Origin of the sequence: Nocardia sp. NPDC049526 (assembly GCF_044465765.1) — a bacterium.
In the GTDB taxonomy this organism is placed as follows: Bacteria; Actinomycetota; Actinomycetes; order Mycobacteriales; family Mycobacteriaceae; genus Nocardia.
Genome location: NZ_JBITMA010000017.1, coordinates 127065 through 145132, shown reverse-complemented (window position 1 = coordinate 145132; position 18068 = coordinate 127065). Strand labels below are relative to the sequence as shown.

The following is an 18068-nucleotide window of genomic DNA, read 5'->3' as shown; positions in this document are numbered from 1 at the left end:
CATGGCGACGACGACGCCAACACCAAGCCCGCCTCAGTCACTACCGCCGCCGCGGACACCCCCTCACCTGAAACGCCGTTGCAGTACTAAGCGAGAAGGCCCGGAACGATCAGGTTCCGGGCCGTATCCGGTTCATCCGCCCTTGGGGCAATCGGCGCGGGGAGTTGCTAGGCGTGCGGGCCGTCGAGTTCCACCGCGTCCTCCGGCGGCGCCGCCACCACATCGACGCGCCATGTCCGGGATTCCGGATCCTGACGCACCAGTAGCCATTGCCCGTCGGCGAGGCGTGGCACGCGGACGGTGGCGAGCGCCCGGGCGTGGTCGACGGTCATGGTCGCGGGAAGCTGCAGCACGACCGCCGTCCCGGCGTCGGCAAGGGTGATCTGCTGGCCCGATTCCGGTGCCGATCCGTTTCGGCGGGCCCGGCTCAGCAGTTCTCGGACCTTCTTGTAGGTATCTTCTCCGGTTTTGGTGACGATGGCCTGCACGAACGGCGCCAGCACCGAGCCGGTCAGCAACGCCAGCAGAATGTCTTCGGCTCCCCGGTGGTTTCCCATTCCCGGTGCCGGCCCGCCGCCGACCGAATCTTCGCTCATGACAAGGAATCCTGGCATATGCGCGGTGCGGTTGGGAGACTGACCGCATGCCAGATGGGGAGTCGCGAACGGCTGCGCAGCAGCTCCGGGCAATAGACGACGGTATCGCGCGCCGGGTCGAGACCCTGCGCGCCGCAACCGATTACGACCCTGGCCGGATCGCGCTGGAGGAGTTCGGGCTGGCGTGCGACTATTGGCGGCGCAGCCAGCTGGCACCCGACGACCGTCGATCACCCGCCGCGGCAGTGCGGCTCGCCGTCATGGCCATTCCGCACCTGCACGGCCACCCATGGCCGACAACGGAACTCGTGATCACCGCGGCGAGGCGATTCACCGAGATGCTGTTGCGCCGAGACGGTGATCCTGGTGCGCTGCCGCAACTTATCAAGGCGTGCCGGGATGCCGTGGATCGATTGGCAACCGGCACGCCGGAGCACACACAATGCGCGCGCCCCTATGCCGAATTTCTGTTCGTGTGCACCGAGTACGCCGGTCTCGATCTGCTCGACGAGCCGGTGGCCGCCTGGGCGTGGTGCGTTCGTGTCACGGCGCCCGGCGATCCGTTCCTGCGCACTGCTCATTTCACGCTGGCGCGGTACGCGTTCAGGCGGTTTCAACGTCACGGCGGGGTCGACCATCTCGACCGCGCGATCGAGGCAGCTCGCATGTCCCGCCGGCTCGGGGCGGCGCACCGTGATGATGTCGCGAACGGGATCGGAGACCTCTTCCTGCTCGGCCGGGCGCTGCGGTTGCGCTTCGATGCCGAACAGAATCGTGATTCGCGCCGTCGCGATGAGGATTTGGACGAGGCGATCGACGCATTCCGGGTGGTTGTGGCGGGTGCGCTCGAGGATGAAGACCGCGAGGCGGCCACCATCGATCTGTGTGAGCTGTTGCTCCGTCGATTCGACCAATCGGGAAACAGCGCTGATATCGACGAGGTAATCGAGCAGTACGAGCGCAGCAGGTCGGGAAGACCGATGCTGCACCGGTCCGTGCCCGACGCGGTCATGCGTGCGATGCGCCTGAAGTCGAAGCACAGCGGCGACGCGGTCGACTCGTCGCTGGCGGCCCTGGCGTCCTTTCTCCGTTCGGGCGGAACCATGAATCCGATCCAGACGCTCAGACGGTTCGGCGAGCCGTACTCGGTGGTCGCTGCCGAGCGGCGTGCGCATACCCACCCGGACCACGAACTTGCCGCGGAGGTGGAGGCCGAGATCGCCCGCCTGCGAGCGGAACCCGGTCTGTCCGAGCGCATCGACCTGCTCGACGATCTGGCGGACGCGCTGCAGGCTCGCATGATCGCCGTTCCCTCCGACGACGCCTCCGACGAGCTGGTCGCCGGCTTGGAGCAGCTCGTATGGGCGATCCCCGCCGCCGACGTCATTCATCGTGCGACGCACGCGTGCAGTCTCGGGCTCGCATTGCATCAGCGCGGACTACGCACCGGCTCCGCGGACGACCAGCGCAGTGCGTTGCCGCATCTCGTGTACGGGGCGACCGTGGCCGGGCTCGAGACGCAGCTGCGAATTCAGGCCGCGGAGTTGGCAGGCGACGCCACCGCCCGGCTCGAGGACTGGGTGACCGCCGCCGAGCACTTCCGCTACGCGGTCGGGTTGCTGCCGCGTCTGGTTCCCCGCCAGTTGCCGACCCCGGACTATTTCCAGCGCCTTATCCCGATGTTGGGGCTGGTGTCCAAGGCGGCAGCCGCCACGGTGCGCGCGGGGGATCCGGCCGCTGCCCTGGTGTTGCTCGAGCAGGGCCGGGGTATTTTGATCGGGCGCGTCGTTGATGCCCGGGACGGCCTCACCGACGAACTTCGCCGCATCGCAGGTGAATTGGCGCACACTCCAGATCCGCACAGGCCCGGCGGGCCGAGCGCCGTCGACCGCCGTCGTGCCCTCGAACGGGCGTGGGACGAGGAAGTCGCCCGCATACGCGCCATGGACGGCTTCGGCGACTACCTGATGGCGCCGAGCATCGACGACCTGCGCCCGGCCGCGGCCGCCGGACCGATCATCTCGATTGTCGTGAGCGGCCTCGGCTCGACCGCGCTGATCTTGCGCGCCAGCGGACCGGTGGAATCGGTTCCGCTGCTGAGGCTGACACCGGAGAGCCTGCAGGAGCAGGTCGAAACGTTCTTCGGCGTGCTGCCTTTCGCCGAACTCAGCGCCCACGACATCGCGCTCAGTGCAGCTGCCCAGGAGCCCCTGTCCGATGTTCTCGCCTGGCTCTGGGATGTCGTGGCGAGTCCGGTGCTCGATCGAGTCGGCCCGGTGGAACGCGTCTGGTGGATCGCCACCGGCCAACTCGCCATGCTTCCGCTGCACGCCGCGGCACGTGACGCGCACTCGGTGCTGGACCGTGTTGTTTCCTCGTATGCTCCGACCATCAAATTGCTGGCGGCCGGGCGGCGTCCGGCTCCACGCGAGCCGGGGCCATCCGTCCTGGTAGCGGTACCCGATGCTCCCGACCGCCCGCCGCTGCCCGGCACGGTGTCCGAAGCAACCGAGGTCATGCGCCGGTTCCCCGGCACTCGCACACTCGGTCCGGCATCGCGGCCCCAGGATCTGCTCGCCGTCATCGGTGAGTGCGGGTGGTTACATGTGGCGTGCCACGCCACGACGCGAGCCGAGTACCCCGCCGCGAGCGCGCTGCACGTGCACGGCGGATCGATCACGGCGAGCGAGGTCATGGCGGTCGGCGCGCGAGCCGGTCGGCTGGCATATTTGTCCGCCTGCGAAACCGCGCTCTCCGAGGGCTATTTCGCCGACGAGGTCATCCATCTCGGTTCGGCGTTCCAGGTCGCGGGCTTCCGCCACGTCATCGGCACGCTCTGGCGGGTAACCGATGGAACCGCCGCGGAGACAACTCGACTCTTCTACGGCATGGTCGGAACCGACGAGGACCGTGCCCCTTTCGCGTTGCATCACGCCGCACAGCAGCTGCGCCAGCGGTACCCGCAACTTCCGGCACGATGGGCGCCGTACGTCCACGTCGGAGGCTGACCGAGGCGATCAGCGGGGCGGATCACTTGACGGAGGCGAAGGTTACCGTCCAGTGCTGGTGGTTGTCCTCATAGATGACGGAGACACAGGCTCGTTCCAGGTTCTTGTCGAGGATGACGGCGCGGTGGGTGAGAGAGCTGGCCCAGAACTTCATGGCATATTCCCCGGAGCCTGGCGTCGACATCCCCATCCGGGATAACTTCGCATCGATCGGCGCGGGACTGCCCGCACTCAACGCGATCGCGTCCGTTGTCGCCGCCCCGCCGGGACTGCTGACCAGTGCGGACCTCCCGCTGCGCGGATTCGCCGGTCGGTTCAAAAACCCCCGCGACTAGGAAACGGGGCGCGCGCCCGCTCATTTCCCTTCTCAACATATAACGCATCCGGGGGATTGCGGCAAGACCCGGGTCGTGCTGCAGAATCGCTGGCCGAGGCCAGAACCTGCGTGAGATGGGAAGTAACCGAATGCATGTGACCGACACCGATGTGATCATCGTGGGTGCGGGCCCGACCGGGTTGATGCTGGCCGCCGAGCTGCGTCTGAGCGGTATACGACCGCTGGTGTTGGAGCGGAAGGCGCAACCCCGAGACATCCCGAAGGCCGGCGGTATCGGCGGGCGGATCCTGGAACTGCTGCGCTACCGCGGCCTGCTGGAACGCTGTGAAGCAGCCAACACCGACCCCATTCCGGCTCCGCGCTTCCCGTTCGGCGGTGTGCACGTGGACTTGACGCGCCTGCCGGATCCCCCGCTGCACGCGCTGCCGCTCGCACAGCATCGGCTGGAGCGTGTGCTCGCTGAACGGGTCACTGAACTGGGCGTCGACATCCACCGCGGACACGAGGTGGTCGGGGTGAGCCAGGCCGAAGCCACGGTGACCGCGGACGTGCACGGGCCGGACGGACCGTACCGAGTGACCGCCCGGTACCTGGTGGGCTGCGACGGCGGGCACAGCCGGATCCGCGATATGGCGGGCATCGAATTCCCGGGCACCACATATCCGGAGGTCAATCGGCTGGTCCAGGTCACCGTGCACGATTCGGTGACCGTGCTCGACAACGGCGACCTCGATGTCCCGGGTTTCGGCCGGATCCGTGCGGGATTCACGCAAACAGACCGCGGTATGTTCGCGAACGGGTCGACCACTCCCGAACTGCTCGGGCTCTTCACCACCGAAGACGAGTCCACCGAATACGACGACGACGAACCGATGACCCTGACCGAGTTCCAGGACAGCGTCCGCCGGGTGCTCGGCGCGGATCTACCACTCGGAGAACCGATTCGGCTGTCGCGCTTCACCTTCAAGGATCGGCTGGCCGAGCGGTACCGCGCCGGGCGGATCCTGCTGGCCGGCGATGCGGCCCACCTGTTCCCCGCCACGGGTGTGGCGATCAATGCGGGCATGCTCGACACGGTCAACCTGGCCTGGAAACTGGCCGCCGACATCGAGGGCTGGGCGCCGGACGGTCTGCTGGACACCTATCACGACGAACGTCACCTCGCCGGTGCGCGGACACTGCTACATACTCGGGCCCAGGTGGCATTGCGACGCGGACAAGATCCGGCCGCCGAAGCACTTCGGCAGGTCTTCCAGGAACTGCTTCTCGACGAGCAGCCATTGCGCCGCGTAGGAGCCCTGATCGCGGGCACGGACATCCGCTACCCGCTGCCCAATCCCAACGAGCACCCCTTGACCGGCACCTTCGCACCCGACCTCACCCTGTACACCGACGAGGGCGCAACCAGCGTCGCGGAACTCATGCACACCGCACGGCCGATACTGCTCGTCCTCGCTGACCGACCGGAGCTCCGCGAGATCGCCCGCGACTGGCAGCATCGCGTCGAAATCCACACCGCCGAAACCGATCACCGGCCGGCCGACGCTCTGCTGATCCGCCCGGACGCTTACATCGCCTGGGCCGCAATCATCGACGAGCCGACCGCCACCGCCGAGCCCGCGCTGCGCGCAGCGCTGTCCGACTGGTTCGGCACACCGGTGAAAACGCCGGTGCCCCTCACCGATCAGCCCTGCTGATCGGTCGGCGCGTCCAGCGCGTGAACCGACACTGCTCCCGCTATTTCCCACTAGCGGGAGCAGTGCCGAGGCGCCCATAGGATCCAGGCGTCGGACCACAGGCATCCCAGGCGCTACCGCGCCGGGCCGTATTCGTGCCGGAATCTCGCGGACAGCAAGGACAATCGATGAACCCGAAGTCGCTTCGTCAGCCATCCCTTACCCGACCGGTTGGTATTGTCGGCGTCGGCTTGCATATTCCGCCACGGGTAGTGACGAATGCGGAGTTGATCGAGGGGCTCGATACGACCGACGAGTGGATCCGGGCCCGAACCGGAATCGCCGAACGCCATTTCGCCGATTCGGATTCGGCCACTTCCGATCTCGCGGTCGAAGCGGGCCGGCAGGCGCTCGCCGCCGCCGGGATCGCCGCTTCGGATCTCGATGCCGTCCTCGTCGCCACCTTCAGCCCCGATCAGCCGCTGCCGTCGACCGCCTTGACGGTGAAACAGGCGCTCGGTGCCGATCACGCCCTCCCATTCGATATCACGCAAGCCGCGTGCGCGGGTGGTATCTACGCCTTGCTCATGGCTGCGCACCTGCTGCAGAATCCGGCGTTTTCCCATGTCATGGTGGTCGGTGCCGACTGCGGCTCGCGCATGACCGATCCGCAGGATCGCACCACCAGGGTGTTCTTCGGTGATGCCGCGGGGGCGGTGGTGCTCGGTGCCGTACCCGAAGGCTTCGGACTGCTCGCCTGGGATACCGGCGATGACCTCTCGCATGCGGTCGGCATCCCCGCGGGCGGCTCGCGCCGACCGTTTTCCGAGGCGGTGCTGCACGACCGCAGCCATTACCTGCAGATGAACGGGAAGGGTGCGTGGAATGCCGCGACCGGACGGCTGCCGCACAGTATCCGGGAGGTGGCCGCGCGTGCAGCCGTGCCGCTGCACGAGGTCGATCATTTTCTGCTGCATCAGGCCAACATCAACATTCTCGCCGATGTCACGAAGCAGTTGGACATACCAGTCGAGCGCGTACCGGTGAATGTCGATCGCCTCGGCAATACCGCGTCCGCCAGCATCTTCACCGTGCTGCACGAGCGCATGGCCGAGGTCGAGCACGGTGACCACTTGATCCTTTCGGCGATCGGTGCGGGCTATATCTGGGGGTCGCTGTGTTTTCGGCACTATGCCGGCGGTCAGTGATGTTGGCGGTCGCGGCGCTCGCCGCGTCTACCGAAGATCCGCTGAGCTGCCTATATGTCGGTGATTGGCCGGAGCCGGTGGTCGCCGACGGCTGGACGACCATCTCCGTCGTCGCGGCCGCGCTGAACCATCACGACTTGTGGACATTGCGTGGCGTCGGACCGGCGAAGCAGCGGTGGCCGATCGTGCTCGGCACCGACGCAACGGGCATCGACGAGGACGGCAATCCGGTGATCGTTTATCCGGTCATCGGCAACCCCGCGGCAGGCAATGGCGACGAGACGCTCGATCCTGATCGTTCGGTGCTGAGTGAAGTGTTCGACGGCACGTTCGCCGAGCAGATCACGGTGCCGCGGCGCAACCTGGTCGCCAAACCGACGTCGATGTCGTTCGAGCAGGCCGCCTGTCTGCCCGGCGCATGGCTGACGGCTTATCGGATGCTGTTCGGGCGGGTGTCGCTCGGCACCGGCGATGTCGTTCTGGTCCAGGGCGCGGGCGGTGGGGTGGCAACGGCGCTGATCGCGCTCGGGTCGGCCGCCGGATATCGGATGTGGGTCACCAGCCGCAGCGAGCAGCGCCGCAAGGCGGCCGAAAAGCTCGGTGCCGAAACATCTTTCGAACCGGGTGCGAGATTGCCGCACCGGGTCGACGCGGTGATGGACACTGTCGGCGCGGCCACCTGGGCGCATTCCATGCGCAGTGTGCGCGACGGTGGTTCCATCGTGGTGAGCGGTGCGACGAGTGGTGCGCATCCGCCGGCCGAACTGGCGCACATCTTCTATCGACAGGTGAGTGTGGTCGGCTCGATGCTCGGTACCTGCGATCAGCTGTCGGAGCTCGGCGCCTTTTGCGTGGCCCACGGCATCGATCCGGTCATCGATCGAGTACTTCCGATGACCCGCGCCCGCGAAGGTCTGGCTGCGCTCGAATCCAATGCGGTCTTCGGCAAGGTCGTCCTCGCAGTATGAACTCCGGTGTGCCGAGGGCATGCTGGTTCGCTGCCCGCTGATCAGCCTGGCTGATCGGCCGTTGTCCTGCGTCCCGTGCCGGATTCCCCGAGATCGTCGTAACACCGTGATGCCGAAGTCTTTTCGCGAACCCTCGTAGCCGTCACGTCATGGTGTATCGGCTACGCGCGATGCGGAAGCCGTGTTCGGCATTGACACACATCGGATGCCCTGGCCTTGTGGCATACCACTGCATCCAGTGACACCGTTGCTGATGATCTTGTGGAAGGGGAGGCGGGGGCCGGGACGGTAGATGCCGGTGCCGCAGCTGTAACTCGGCTGGGTGGCGCCGCTGTTGCCGAAGGTGAATGTGGGGACGGGATTGCGAGCGCGGGTTCCAGCGAGCCTTCATCGGCGGCGCACCGGTGTGCCGTCGAGAACCGCCGGAAGTGGACGTTAGGTGAACAAATGGTTTCTCAAAAGTGTTGCCACGCAACAATAGTTGCGTCATGCTGAGGGACATGGCCAGACGGTCGAAGAGGCGGCCGGTCCGGCCGAGGTGGGGATCCGAGGATCCGAAGGGGTGCTGTCCGCGCCCCGTCTTGTCCAATGCAATTCGTTGGCGGCGACGCCTCGGCTGGGTGCTGGCCGTCATCGTCGTGCTATTTGTTTTTCCCGGACTTGTCGGCGCGGTGGCCAATGCGCAGTACCTGTCCGCGGCGACCGGCAGCAGTGTCTCCGAAATCGACGGCCTCAGCTGGATGCATATCCGCGATTCGTCCGGGGTGCCGCTGGCGAACTACTCCTTCGCGACCGACCACGGCGGGGTGCTGGACCCGGGCTCGACGATCCTCTGGGCGATCCTCGGCTTCGAATTCATCGGCTATATCGCCATCGTGACGACCGCGATCTGGTTGATCGGCAATGCGCTGAGCTTCCAGTGGCTCAATATGTTCGGCTCGGCATTGACCGGCGTCGCGGACCGGCTGACCGGTCAGATCGCGACACCGATGCTGCTGATCACCGCCGCTACGATCGGCGCGTTCTGTGTCGCCTGGTTCTGGTTGCGTGGCTATCACGCCAAGGCGGTGCTGCAGATCGTCACGATGCTCGGTGTCGCGGTGCTCGGTCCCGTATTCCTGGCCGAGCCACTCGGCGATGTGCTGTCCTCGGACGGATTGCTCGCCAAGGGTAGGGATTTGGGAATTTCGGTGGCGGCCGGGCTGAACGGCAACACCAACCCGAATCCGAACCAAATGGTGACGACTATGCAGCGCGATCTGGCGGACAACTTCGCCCGCCGCCCGGTGCAGGTCTGGAATTTCGGGCATGTGGTCGACGAGCAACCGGCCTGCCGGTCCGCCTGGTCCGCAGGGATGACCGCGGGCGACGACGAACGGGTCCGCAAGGGCATGCAGAGCTGCGGTGATTCCGCCGCCTACGCCAAGGCCCAGAATCCGACCATGGGTCAGGTCGGTACCGGCCTGATGCTGTTGATCTGCGGCGGCATCCTGTTGGTCTTCGCGGTGGTGCTCGGCATCCGGGTCATCAAGGCCGCCCTGGACGCGATCTACCACGGGTTCATGTCGATATTCGGTTTCGCCGCAGGCGGATTCGTCTACGGACCGACGCAGACCTTTCTGGTCCGCAATCTCGTCGACGGCATTGTCGCCGCGGCCCGAATGACCGCCTACACCATCTTCCTCGGCATCTACGTGCTGTTCATGGGCAATCTGTTCGCGCAGGCGAAGGGGCAGACCATGGCGGTGATCGTCATCGCGGGCACCGTCGAGATCGTCGCCGTCTCCCAGCTCAAACGCCTGAACCGCAGCCTCAGCCGGGGCAATGACTGGATCGCCAATCGGTTCGCGCTGGCGATTCAGGGGCCTGGAGCGCGCCCCGGCGGTGCAGGTGGCGGGGGATCGGCACTCGGCATGGGTGAGGCTCGGGCCGGCGGTTCGTTGCACGGCGGGCTGATGTCCGGGATGGGCATGCTGAACACGATCAATGCTTCGCCCGCGACCGCGTGGCTCCTCGGGGCCACGGTGGGCCCGTTGAACCCGCTGTCGCGCAGGAAGAAGCGGATGGATCTCAACAACATCGCCGTCTCGCCGATGGTGCGGCAACTGCAGGAGTACAACCACGCCGGCCGTGGGAACTGGCGGGTCAAGGCCGCCGGGCGGTTGGAAGGAATAGACGGCGGAATCAGGTCCGCTCTCGGTGTCGGAAATGTTCTGGACGGTCTGGGCGATAGCAAGGTCCCGGACTCGATGGTCGCTCCGATTCTGCTGGCGATGGGTGCGACCGATCAGCAGGTGATCGATGCCCAGCGCGCGTTGGCCGTCCAGAAGGCCAGCATGAAGGACTACAACCCGAACGGCTTCGCGCCCTTGCAGAAGGCGCTCGCCGCGGGGTACGCGGTGGAGAACCACCAGGGCGTCGCCGCGCTGCCGGCGTTCGCCGGGCAGGCCGTGGTCGCTGCGGACAACTTCGTGCGGCACTCCACCGCACCGATGAACCCGAACGCCGTAGATCACCAGTTCGTGCAGCGGGTCATGAACAGCAACGAACATCAGCTCAGAGCCATAACCCCGGACGAATGGCGCAACGTCGGGCGCGATACTCGCCAACACATCGGACGGCGACTGGCGCTCCAGCATCAGGAAGCGGCCACGAACTACTACCAGCAGCAGAACGACCCGATTCTTCTTCAGGCGTTGCAGCGGTCGACTCGGCAACTGGCCAACTTCAACGGCTTCGATGCGAATGGCGGACCCAACCCATGGTCTTCGTAGGCGGGCTCAATATTCGCCGATCGGTGAGGTGAAAGATCTGATCACACTTTCGACGGTCCCACCGATGGCCTGGTCAACGATCCATGGGCGGGTTTGCGTGCACGCAACCTCGCCACTCGACAAGGAGATCCATTCGCATAGCCCCGAAAACTGGTAGAAACCTGTGGGTTGAACGTGATTGCCCGGGGGCACTAGAACCAGACGGACCGTCAGTTATTGTGACGGCCTATCGTTCGAGTACCCCGAATGATCGCGAGGCTCACCGTGCGGGACAGCGCTCCTACCACCTATCAGGAACTACGCGCCCTCCTGCAGCAGCGCCTTCCCGAACTGGCCGACGGCCAACAGCGCATAGCCAGGCTGGTATTGGACGATCCGGAGGGAACCGCATTCCGCAGCATCGGCCAGAGCGCCGAACTCGCGGGCGTGCACCGTTCCTCGCTGGTGCGTTTCGCGACCATGCTGGGCCTGCCCGGCTATCCCGGCCTGGTCGAACTCTGCCGCAGACAACTGGCCGCCGAGGCGTATCTGGTGCGTAGACCCGCCGACGCGCCGCCGCCGAGCTCGAACGACGAGTTCTTCACCGCGATAACCGAATACGACACCAACAATATGTCCCGTACCTTCGCGCGGATCGATCGCGGTGACTGGGATCGGGCGGTCGAGACGCTGGCGTATGCCTCGACGGTGCACGTCATCGGGCTGCGGCGCTGTCTCGCGATCGCCTATGCCGCCACCTATCAGCTGCAACTGGTGCGCCACCGGGTCCGCCAGCTCGGGGCGACCGCCCGGGTGCTGACCGACGAACTGCGCGATATCGAACCCGGCGACGTACTCGTCGCGGTATCGATCCGGCGCTACAGCAGTGACACCGTGCGTGCGGTCGAGGCGGCACGCCGCCGCGGCGCCACCACCATCGCGCTCACCGATGACGCGTCCTCCCCGCTGGCCCGCATCGCCGATGTGACCTTCTACGTCGGAAGCGGCTCGCTCACCGTCCTACGCTCCCTGACCGCCTTCACCGCCCTGGTGCACGCCCTGGTCACCGCCGTCGCGATGCGCCTGGGATCCGTCGGCACCGATACCGACATCCTCGACGATCAATTGCTCGACTAGTCGCGCCGTTTGCCGGTGCCGTCCTCGGGTACCGCTGGGATATGACGCCCAGCCATGATCTCCGGGGGCTCGGATTGCCCGAAACGATCTCGGTGGCGCTGTTCGACCTCGACGGTGTGTTGACCGATACCGCGGCGGTGCACCGGCGGGCGTGGAAGGCGGTCTTCGACGAGTTTCTTGCCGGTCGCAGCCCCGGCCCGTTCCACCCGTTCACCGACGCGGACTATCTGGGCTATGTGGACGGCCGCTCGCGGGCGGACGGTGTCCGGGAGTTCCTGAAGTCGCGCGGGATCACGCTGCCGGAGGGGGAACCCGATGCGGCGGAGGGGGAGCCGACCGTGCACGGGCTCGGCAATCGGAAGAATCGGCTGCTGCTGTCGTTCCTCGAACGCGACGGGGTACACGTCTATCCGGGGTCGCTGGCCTATCTGAACGGGGCACGCGCGGCCGGGTTGCGGACGGGTGTGGTTACCGCTTCGGCGAATGCCCATGAGGTGTTGGCGGTCGCGGATCTGACCCGGTTCGTCGATGTGTGTATCGACGGGGTCGAGATCGCCGGCCGCGGCTTGCGCGGCAAACCCGCGCCGGACGCATTTCTCGCGGCCGCGGAGGCGCTGGACGCCAAATCGGAACAGGCCGCGGCATTCGAGGATGCCATCGCCGGGGTGACGGCCGGTCGGGCCGCCGACTTCGGATATGTCGTCGGCGTCGATCGAGTGCGGGATGGCACGCAGGCCGAGGCATTGCGTCGGGCGGGTGCGGATGTGGTCGTCACCGATCTGGCCGAGCTCGGGCCACCGCAATGACTACCGACTGCCGTGGCTTCGAGATCGCGCCATGGCACTTGCGTTGGTGCGGACTGGATCTCGAGGCATTGCACCGAACCGAGTCGATCTTCGCGCTCGCCAACGGACATCTCGGGCTGCGCGGCACTTTCGAGGAGGGGGAGCCGGTCGGCAAGCCGGGGACCTACCTCAACGGCTTCTACGAGAAACGCCAATTGCCTTATGCCGAAGCGGGGTACGGCTATCCGGAGGAGGGCCAGACCCTCGTCAATGTGACCGACGGGAAAATCATCCGGCTGCTGGTCGAGGACGAGCCGATGGATATGCGTTACGGCGAGGCCGTCGAACACGAACGGGTACTGGACTTCCGGTCCGGTACGCTGCGGCGCGACACGGTCTGGACCTCGCCGACCGGTCGATGCGTACGCATCCGCTCGGAGCGGCTGGTGTCGTTCACCGAACGCGCTCTGGCCGCGATCCGCTACGAGGTCGAACCGCTCGACGACGATCTCGAGCTGGTCATTCAATCGGATCTGCTTGCCAATGAACCGGTTCCGAGCTCGCATAACGATCCTCGGCTCGCCGCAGCGCTCGACCGCCCGCTGGTGGCGGACTTCTGCGCGGCCCGTGATTTCGCGGCGGTGCTCGTCCACCACACCCGGCGCTCCGGGCTGCGCATGGCCGCGGCCATGGACCATGAACTCGAGGTCGACGCGACCCCCCGCTGCGGTGTGCACGCCGACGAGGATCTGGCGCGCTTGACGATCGCGGTCGATGTCGCGAAGGGCCGGCGCGTGCGGTTGACGAAGTATCTCGGCTACGGATGGTCGAGCCGACGCTCGGTACCGGCGCTGCGGGCCCAAGTGGACGCGGCATTGGCCGCGGGTCTGGAGACCGGCTGGGATACGTTGCTGGCCCGGCAGCGCGAGTACCTGGACACCTTCTGGTCCACCGCCGATATCGAGATCGACGGGGATCCCGAACTCCAGCAGGCCGTCCGATTCGCGCTGTTCCACGTACTGCAGGCGGGTGCACGCGGTGAGACGCGCGCGATACCGTCCAAGGGGCTGACCGGGCCGGGCTACGACGGCCATTCATTCTGGGACACAGAGACTTTCGTATTGCCGGTACTGACCTACACGATGCCGGTGGCGGCGGGCGACGCACTGCGATGGCGGCACGCCACCCTCGACCGGGCCCGGCAGCGCGCACGGGAACTCGGCCACACCGGAGCGATGTTCCCGTGGCGCTCCATCAATGGCGACGAGGGTTCCGGCTACTGGCCGACCGGTACGGCGGCGGTGCACGTCAATGCCGATATCGCCGATGCGGTGGTCCGATATCTCGCCGCGACCGGCGATGAGCACTTCGAAAGAGGCTGCGGTGTGGAGCTTCTGGTGGAGACCGCGCGCTCGTGGGTGAGCCAGGGCCATTACGACACGGCGGGGAACTTCCGGATCGACGGCGTGACCGGTCCCGACGAATATTCCGCACTCGCCGACAACAACATCTATACGAATCTGATGGCGCAGCGGAACCTCGACGAAGCCGCCGAAGCCTGTGTGCGCCAACCGGATATCGCCGAGCAATTGGAGGTCGACGCGGAGGAGATCCGCGGCTGGCGCGACCGCGCCAAATGCATGTACCTGCCCTATAACGAGGAACTCGGGGTGCACGAGCAATCCGAGGGCTTCACCGAACATGCCCGCTGGGACTTCGCCGCGACTCCGCCGGAGAAGTATCCGCTGATGCTGCATTACCCGTACTTCGATCTGTATCGCAAACAGGTCGTCAAACAGGCCGACCTGAGCTTGGCAATGTACTTGTGCCCCAATGCTTTCACTCCCGAGCAGAAGGCGCGCAACTTCGATTACTACGAGGCATTGACCGTCCGCGACTCCTCGCTGTCGGCCGCCGGCCAGTCCGTTATGGCCGCCGAGGTCGGCCACCTCTCACTCGCCTTCGACTACTTCGCCGAGGCCGCACTGACCGACCTGCACGATCTGCATCACAATGTCGCCAACGGCCTGCATATGGCCTCACTCGCCGGAGCATGGCTCTGCTGTGTCTTCGGTTTCGGCGGCATGCGCGACCACGGTGGTGAATTGAGTTTCGCACCACGACTTCCCGCGAATATCGAGCGCCTGGCCTTCCGGATCATCTGGCGCGGCAGTGGCATAGTCGTCGAGATCACCGGCGATTCCGCGACTTATCGACTGCTGTCCGGAGATTCGTTGGTCCTGCGCCATCACGGTCGTTTTACGACGCTCGGCAATGCCGCGGTGACGCTGCCGATTCCGCGGCAATCCGATCGACCCGAGCCATTGCTACCCGAGGGGCGGGCGCCGTATCGGCGGCGGTAGCGGTACGAAGGAGCGGGCATGCCATCGTTCACCGAATTCGAGTACTGGTTGGGCAGACTGGTTTTCCAGCACGGTCTGGCCGCCATCTATCTGATCGCCTTCGTCGCGGCGGCGCGGCAGTTCCGGGCACTCATCGGTGCGAAGGGGATGTTGCCGGTGCCCCGATTCGTCCGGCGGGTCGAATTTCGCCGGGCGCCCAGCATTTTTCATTTCCACTATTCGGACCGGTTCTTCGCCGTGGTCGCCTGGTTCGGTGCGGCGCTGGCGGCCGCGGTGGTGGCCGGTGCGCTGAATCTGGTGCCGCTGTGGGCGGCGATGCTGATGTGGGCGGTGCTGTGGGCGCTGTACCTGTCGATCGTCAATGTGGGGCAGGCGTGGTACGCGTTCGGATGGGAGTCGCTGCTGCTGGAGGCCGGATTCCTGGCGATCTTCCTCGGCAATGATCGGGTCGCGCCGCCGGTGCTGGTGTTGTGGTTGGCGCGGTGGCTGCTGTTCCGGGTGGAGTTCGGAGCCGGTCTGATCAAGATGCGTGGCGATTCCTGCTGGCGCGATCTGACCTGTCTGTACTACCACCACGAGACCCAGCCGATGCCCGGGCCGCTGAGTTGGTTCTTCCATCGCCTGCCCAAACCGCTGCATCGCATGGAGGTGGCGGCCAACCATTTCGCCCAACTCGTTGTGCCCTGGGGACTCTTCGCGCCGCAGCCGGTGGCCAGCGTGGCCGCCGCGTTCATCATCGTCACGCAGCTGTGGCTGGTGCTGTCCGGCAACTTCGCCTGGTTGAACTGGGTGACGATCGTATTGGCCACCACCGTGATCGATGTGTCCTCGGCGAGAGCGATACTGCCCGTGCCGGATCCGCCGTCGATGCCCGCGGCGCCGCCGTGGTTCGCCGGTCTGGTGCTCGCCTGCGCCGTCGTGGTGGTGTTGCTGAGCTACTGGCCCGCCCGCAATCTGCTGTCGCGCCAGCAGCGAATGAATGCGTCCTTCAACCCCTTGCACCTGGTCAATACCTATGGTGCATTCGGCAGTATCGGCCGCACCCGCGAGGAGGTGGTGTTCGAGGGCACCGACGAGCAGGAGATCACCGACCAGACATTGTGGCGAGAGTACGAGTTCAAGGGTAAGCCGGGGGATCCGCGCCGATGGCCCCGGCAATGGGCGCCGTACCACCTCAGGCTGGACTGGCTGATGTGGTTCGCCGCGATCTCCCCGTCCTACGCTCGCAGCTGGTTGCTCGCCTTCGTCGAACGACTGCTGCGCAACGACCGTGCGACATTGCGGCTACTGCGCCGCTGTCCCTTCCCCGATTCGCCGCCGACATTCGTGCGGGCGCGAATCTACCTGTACCGCTTCGCGACTCGCGCCGAACTCCAGCACGAGCACACACTGTGGCGCCGCACTCTGGTCGGTGAGTATCTCCCGCCGATGGCCCTGCGTCAGTAATAGCTGCGGCCGGCTGCGCCGCCGGAGGCCGACCAGACCTCGGTGATCAGCCCGGCGGCGAAGCGCAGGATGTCGGTGCCGCTCACGTCGATCAGTTCGCCGTCCGGTCCGGTGCGCGCCGCACCGTAGGGGCGTGCCACGAATCCCGTTCGGGCGTCATCCATTTCGACGACGGCCGCACCCTGGGGCACGAATCGGATCCCGGGACGCGCGTCGCGGAATTCGGCGATCTTGGCGGCGAAGGTTTGCCGGTCGTGGATATCGTCGTAGTCACCGGCGCCCGGCTGGGCGTAGCGGAGGGTGAATTCGGGAGCCATGATCTTGTCCGCGAGCGCCAGGTCGCCGTTCCACATCGCGGTCCATTCGTCGAACAGGGTGATGCCGAAGTCGCGCATCGTCACTCCTCAATAGTCTCATTGATACGGTCTCGATGGCATTAACCTATAGTCTCACTGAGACGGTGTCAATGAGATGGAGGAGGCATGGCGGATCTCGGACCGCAGGATCACATCGTGCTCGGGCTCATCGCCCGGCACGGACCGCTGACGCCCTATGAGTTGAAGGCCAAGCTCGAGGAGAGCGTCGACTACTTCTGGCCGGTGCCGCATGCGCAGCTCTATCGGATTCCCGTGCGCCTGGTCGAGCAAGGGTTGCTCGACGAGGAGGCCGAGCAGGGCGGGCGTCGTCGTCGTCTCTTCCATCTGACGGATCGGGGCCGGGCCGAGCTGAAGCGCTGGCTCGCCGATCCGCAGACCCCGCCCGCCGAGACCCGGGATCCGGCACAGCTCAAGCTCTTCTTCGCGGATCTGGGCGCGCCGGGCGATGTGGTCGCCCTGGCGAACAGCGAGGCCGCGGAGCATCGTCGCCTCCTAGAGCTGTATCGATCGCTGTACGCCGATATCGACCCGAGCGACAAGGTGCGCGCGGTGTCTCGTGCGCGCATCCTGCGGCTCGGCATCCTGCACGAACAGGCCTATGCCGAGTTCTGGGAAGACCTCGCCGCCGACCCCGGATATCGGGACCGGCGGCGGATTTAGTCAGCTGCGGCGGGCGCGCTTGACGAAGCGGACGCTGAGGGCGATCAGCGGGGTGAAGAAGATGATCGACAGGACCGGCGAGAGCCAGGCCATGGTGTGGATGGGCAGCTGATAGGCCAGCAGGATGCGGACGATGGCTTCGGCGACGAGGCCGCCGCCCCAGGCCATGGCCAGGGTGTTGAAGCCGCGGCGCTTGGCCGGGTTCGCCCGGTAGGACGCCTCGAATTCGGCGAGTTCGGCCGGTCCGGCGGCCGCGAGTGCCTTGCGCGCGGACAGGTAGGTCAGCGGTTTGCCGACCACGGTGCTGATCAGGAAGGCGATACCGACGATCGCGGTGCCCGCTGAATCCTTGACGATCATCATGCGGGGATCGCCGCTGATCAGCGAACCAACCAGACCGAAGGCGAAGACGCCGAGCATGATCGCGGCGAACGGCTCGAGGCGCCGCGTTCGGATCGTCTCGATGATCAGCACCGCACCCGAGAACAGGGTGCCTGCGAGCAGTCCGGTGAAGTCGCTGTAGCCGAGGCCGGTCAAGACGAAGTACCCGCCGATGGGCACCGCGACATCACGGGCGATCGGGGCCAGTACGCGGATCGGGCTGAAGCGCGGCGCGGTGGTCGGCTCGGCCGCGGGCTGTGCGGTGGTCGTCATTACGGGTGCTCCTGGCTGGTAATTCGGCTGTGCACTACGTGAAATGACGTTACGGATCGGTGCTCGGCTACAAATCTGCCAACCATCACGGGTCCGGCAT

Annotated in this window: 14 protein-coding genes and 1 pseudogene; 11 read left to right on the top strand and 4 right to left on the bottom strand. The window is 66.1% G+C overall.

The genetic code is table 11. The annotated features are described in order from the left end of the window. Window positions 1-167: 167 nt before the first annotated feature. Entirely contained in the window at window positions 168-596 is a 429-nt protein-coding gene (locus ACIBW7_RS37385) for a hypothetical protein (protein WP_397054862.1), read from the bottom strand. Window positions 597-643: 47 nt separating this feature from the next. Here ACIBW7_RS37385 and ACIBW7_RS37380 point away from each other — a divergent pair, with 47 nt between their 5' ends. Beyond that, window positions 644-3604 (top strand): CHAT domain-containing protein, encoded by a 2961-nt coding sequence (locus ACIBW7_RS37380; protein WP_397054860.1) that lies wholly within the window; start codon window positions 644-646, stop codon window positions 3602-3604. Window positions 3605-3626: 22 nt separating this feature from the next. Here the strand turns inward: ACIBW7_RS37380 and ACIBW7_RS37375 are convergent, their stop codons facing one another. After that, window positions 3627-3758 carry a hypothetical protein gene (locus ACIBW7_RS37375; protein ID WP_397054857.1) on the bottom strand — a complete coding sequence of 44 codons (132 nt, stop codon included), beginning with the start codon at window positions 3756-3758 and terminating at the stop codon, window positions 3627-3629. Between the two features lie 10 nt (window positions 3759-3768). Here ACIBW7_RS37375 and ACIBW7_RS37370 point away from each other — a divergent pair. The 9 genes and pseudogenes from ACIBW7_RS37370 to ACIBW7_RS37330 form a co-directional block, all read left to right on the top strand. Beyond that, window positions 3769-3939: pseudogene (locus tag ACIBW7_RS37370) on the top strand (dihydrodipicolinate reductase); the annotation flags it as partial. A 115-nt stretch (window positions 3940-4054) separates the two neighbouring features. Continuing rightward, window positions 4055-5638, top strand: a complete 1584-nt coding sequence (locus ACIBW7_RS37365) for an FAD-dependent monooxygenase (protein WP_397054855.1) — start codon at window positions 4055-4057, stop codon at window positions 5636-5638. Between the two features lie 167 nt (window positions 5639-5805). Then, complete coding sequence (locus ACIBW7_RS37360) at window positions 5806-6825, top strand: 3-oxoacyl-ACP synthase III family protein (protein WP_397054852.1); 1020 nt, start codon at window positions 5806-5808, stop codon at window positions 6823-6825. Beyond that, complete coding sequence (locus tag ACIBW7_RS37355) at window positions 6825-7793, top strand: zinc-binding dehydrogenase (RefSeq protein WP_397054879.1); 969 nt, start codon at window positions 6825-6827, stop codon at window positions 7791-7793. The genes ACIBW7_RS37360 and ACIBW7_RS37355 overlap by 1 nt, the downstream gene beginning before the upstream one ends. Before the next feature lie 581 nt (window positions 7794-8374). Beyond that, the gene (locus ACIBW7_RS37350) at window positions 8375-10567 is read left to right on the top strand and encodes a hypothetical protein (RefSeq protein ID WP_397054850.1); all 2193 of its coding nucleotides are present in this window, start codon (window positions 8375-8377) and stop codon (window positions 10565-10567) included. Window positions 10568-10813: 246 nt separating this feature from the next. Next, the gene (locus ACIBW7_RS37345; RefSeq protein WP_397054848.1) at window positions 10814-11683 is read left to right on the top strand and encodes a MurR/RpiR family transcriptional regulator; all 870 of its coding nucleotides are present in this window, start codon (window positions 10814-10816) and stop codon (window positions 11681-11683) included. Between the two features lie 41 nt (window positions 11684-11724). Beyond that, a complete protein-coding gene (locus tag ACIBW7_RS37340) occupies window positions 11725-12489 on the top strand; it encodes an HAD family hydrolase (RefSeq protein WP_397054845.1) in 765 nt (254 codons plus the stop codon). Beyond that, on the top strand, window positions 12486-14831 hold the full coding sequence (locus ACIBW7_RS37335; protein ID WP_397054843.1) for a glycoside hydrolase family 65 protein: 2346 nt from the start codon (window positions 12486-12488) through the stop codon (window positions 14829-14831). Before ACIBW7_RS37340 ends, ACIBW7_RS37335 begins: the two co-directional genes overlap by 4 nt. 18 nt (window positions 14832-14849) lie before the next feature. Next, on the top strand, window positions 14850-16277 hold the full coding sequence (locus ACIBW7_RS37330; protein ID WP_397054841.1) for a lipase maturation factor family protein: 1428 nt from the start codon (window positions 14850-14852) through the stop codon (window positions 16275-16277). Here ACIBW7_RS37330 and ACIBW7_RS37325 read toward each other — a convergent pair. Next, entirely contained in the window at window positions 16271-16672 is a 402-nt protein-coding gene (locus tag ACIBW7_RS37325; protein ID WP_397054839.1) for a nuclear transport factor 2 family protein, read from the bottom strand. The two genes, ACIBW7_RS37330 and ACIBW7_RS37325, sit on opposite strands and share 7 nt — an antisense overlap. Before the next feature lie 87 nt (window positions 16673-16759). Between ACIBW7_RS37325 and ACIBW7_RS37320 the strand changes: the two genes are divergently transcribed. Further along, on the top strand, window positions 16760-17314 hold the full coding sequence (locus ACIBW7_RS37320; RefSeq protein ID WP_397054837.1) for a PadR family transcriptional regulator: 555 nt from the start codon (window positions 16760-16762) through the stop codon (window positions 17312-17314). Here ACIBW7_RS37320 and ACIBW7_RS37315 read toward each other — a convergent pair whose 3' ends face one another. Further along, window positions 17315-17968, bottom strand: a complete 654-nt coding sequence (locus tag ACIBW7_RS37315; protein ID WP_397054835.1) for a VC0807 family protein — start codon at window positions 17966-17968, stop codon at window positions 17315-17317. Window positions 17969-18068 lie beyond the last annotated feature (100 nt).

Coding starts and splice junctions, on each gene's coding strand:
- ACIBW7_RS37385 (WP_397054862.1), bottom strand. CDS start 596: ATGAGCGAAGATTCGGTCGGCGGCGGGCCGGCACCGGGAATGGGAAAC.
- ACIBW7_RS37380 (WP_397054860.1), top strand. CDS start 644: ATGCCAGATGGGGAGTCGCGAACGGCTGCGCAGCAGCTCCGGGCAATA.
- ACIBW7_RS37375 (WP_397054857.1), bottom strand. CDS start 3,758: ATGAAGTTCTGGGCCAGCTCTCTCACCCACCGCGCCGTCATCCTCGAC.
- ACIBW7_RS37365 (WP_397054855.1), top strand. CDS start 4,055: ATGGGAAGTAACCGAATGCATGTGACCGACACCGATGTGATCATCGTG.
- ACIBW7_RS37360 (WP_397054852.1), top strand. CDS start 5,806: ATGAACCCGAAGTCGCTTCGTCAGCCATCCCTTACCCGACCGGTTGGT.
- ACIBW7_RS37355 (WP_397054879.1), top strand. CDS start 6,825: ATGTTGGCGGTCGCGGCGCTCGCCGCGTCTACCGAAGATCCGCTGAGC.
- ACIBW7_RS37345 (WP_397054848.1), top strand. CDS start 10,814: ATGATCGCGAGGCTCACCGTGCGGGACAGCGCTCCTACCACCTATCAG.
- ACIBW7_RS37340 (WP_397054845.1), top strand. CDS start 11,725: ATGACGCCCAGCCATGATCTCCGGGGGCTCGGATTGCCCGAAACGATC.
- ACIBW7_RS37335 (WP_397054843.1), top strand. CDS start 12,486: ATGACTACCGACTGCCGTGGCTTCGAGATCGCGCCATGGCACTTGCGT.
- ACIBW7_RS37330 (WP_397054841.1), top strand. CDS start 14,850: ATGCCATCGTTCACCGAATTCGAGTACTGGTTGGGCAGACTGGTTTTC.
- ACIBW7_RS37325 (WP_397054839.1), bottom strand. CDS start 16,672: ATGCGCGACTTCGGCATCACCCTGTTCGACGAATGGACCGCGATGTGG.
- ACIBW7_RS37320 (WP_397054837.1), top strand. CDS start 16,760: ATGGCGGATCTCGGACCGCAGGATCACATCGTGCTCGGGCTCATCGCC.
- ACIBW7_RS37315 (WP_397054835.1), bottom strand. CDS start 17,968: ATGACGACCACCGCACAGCCCGCGGCCGAGCCGACCACCGCGCCGCGC.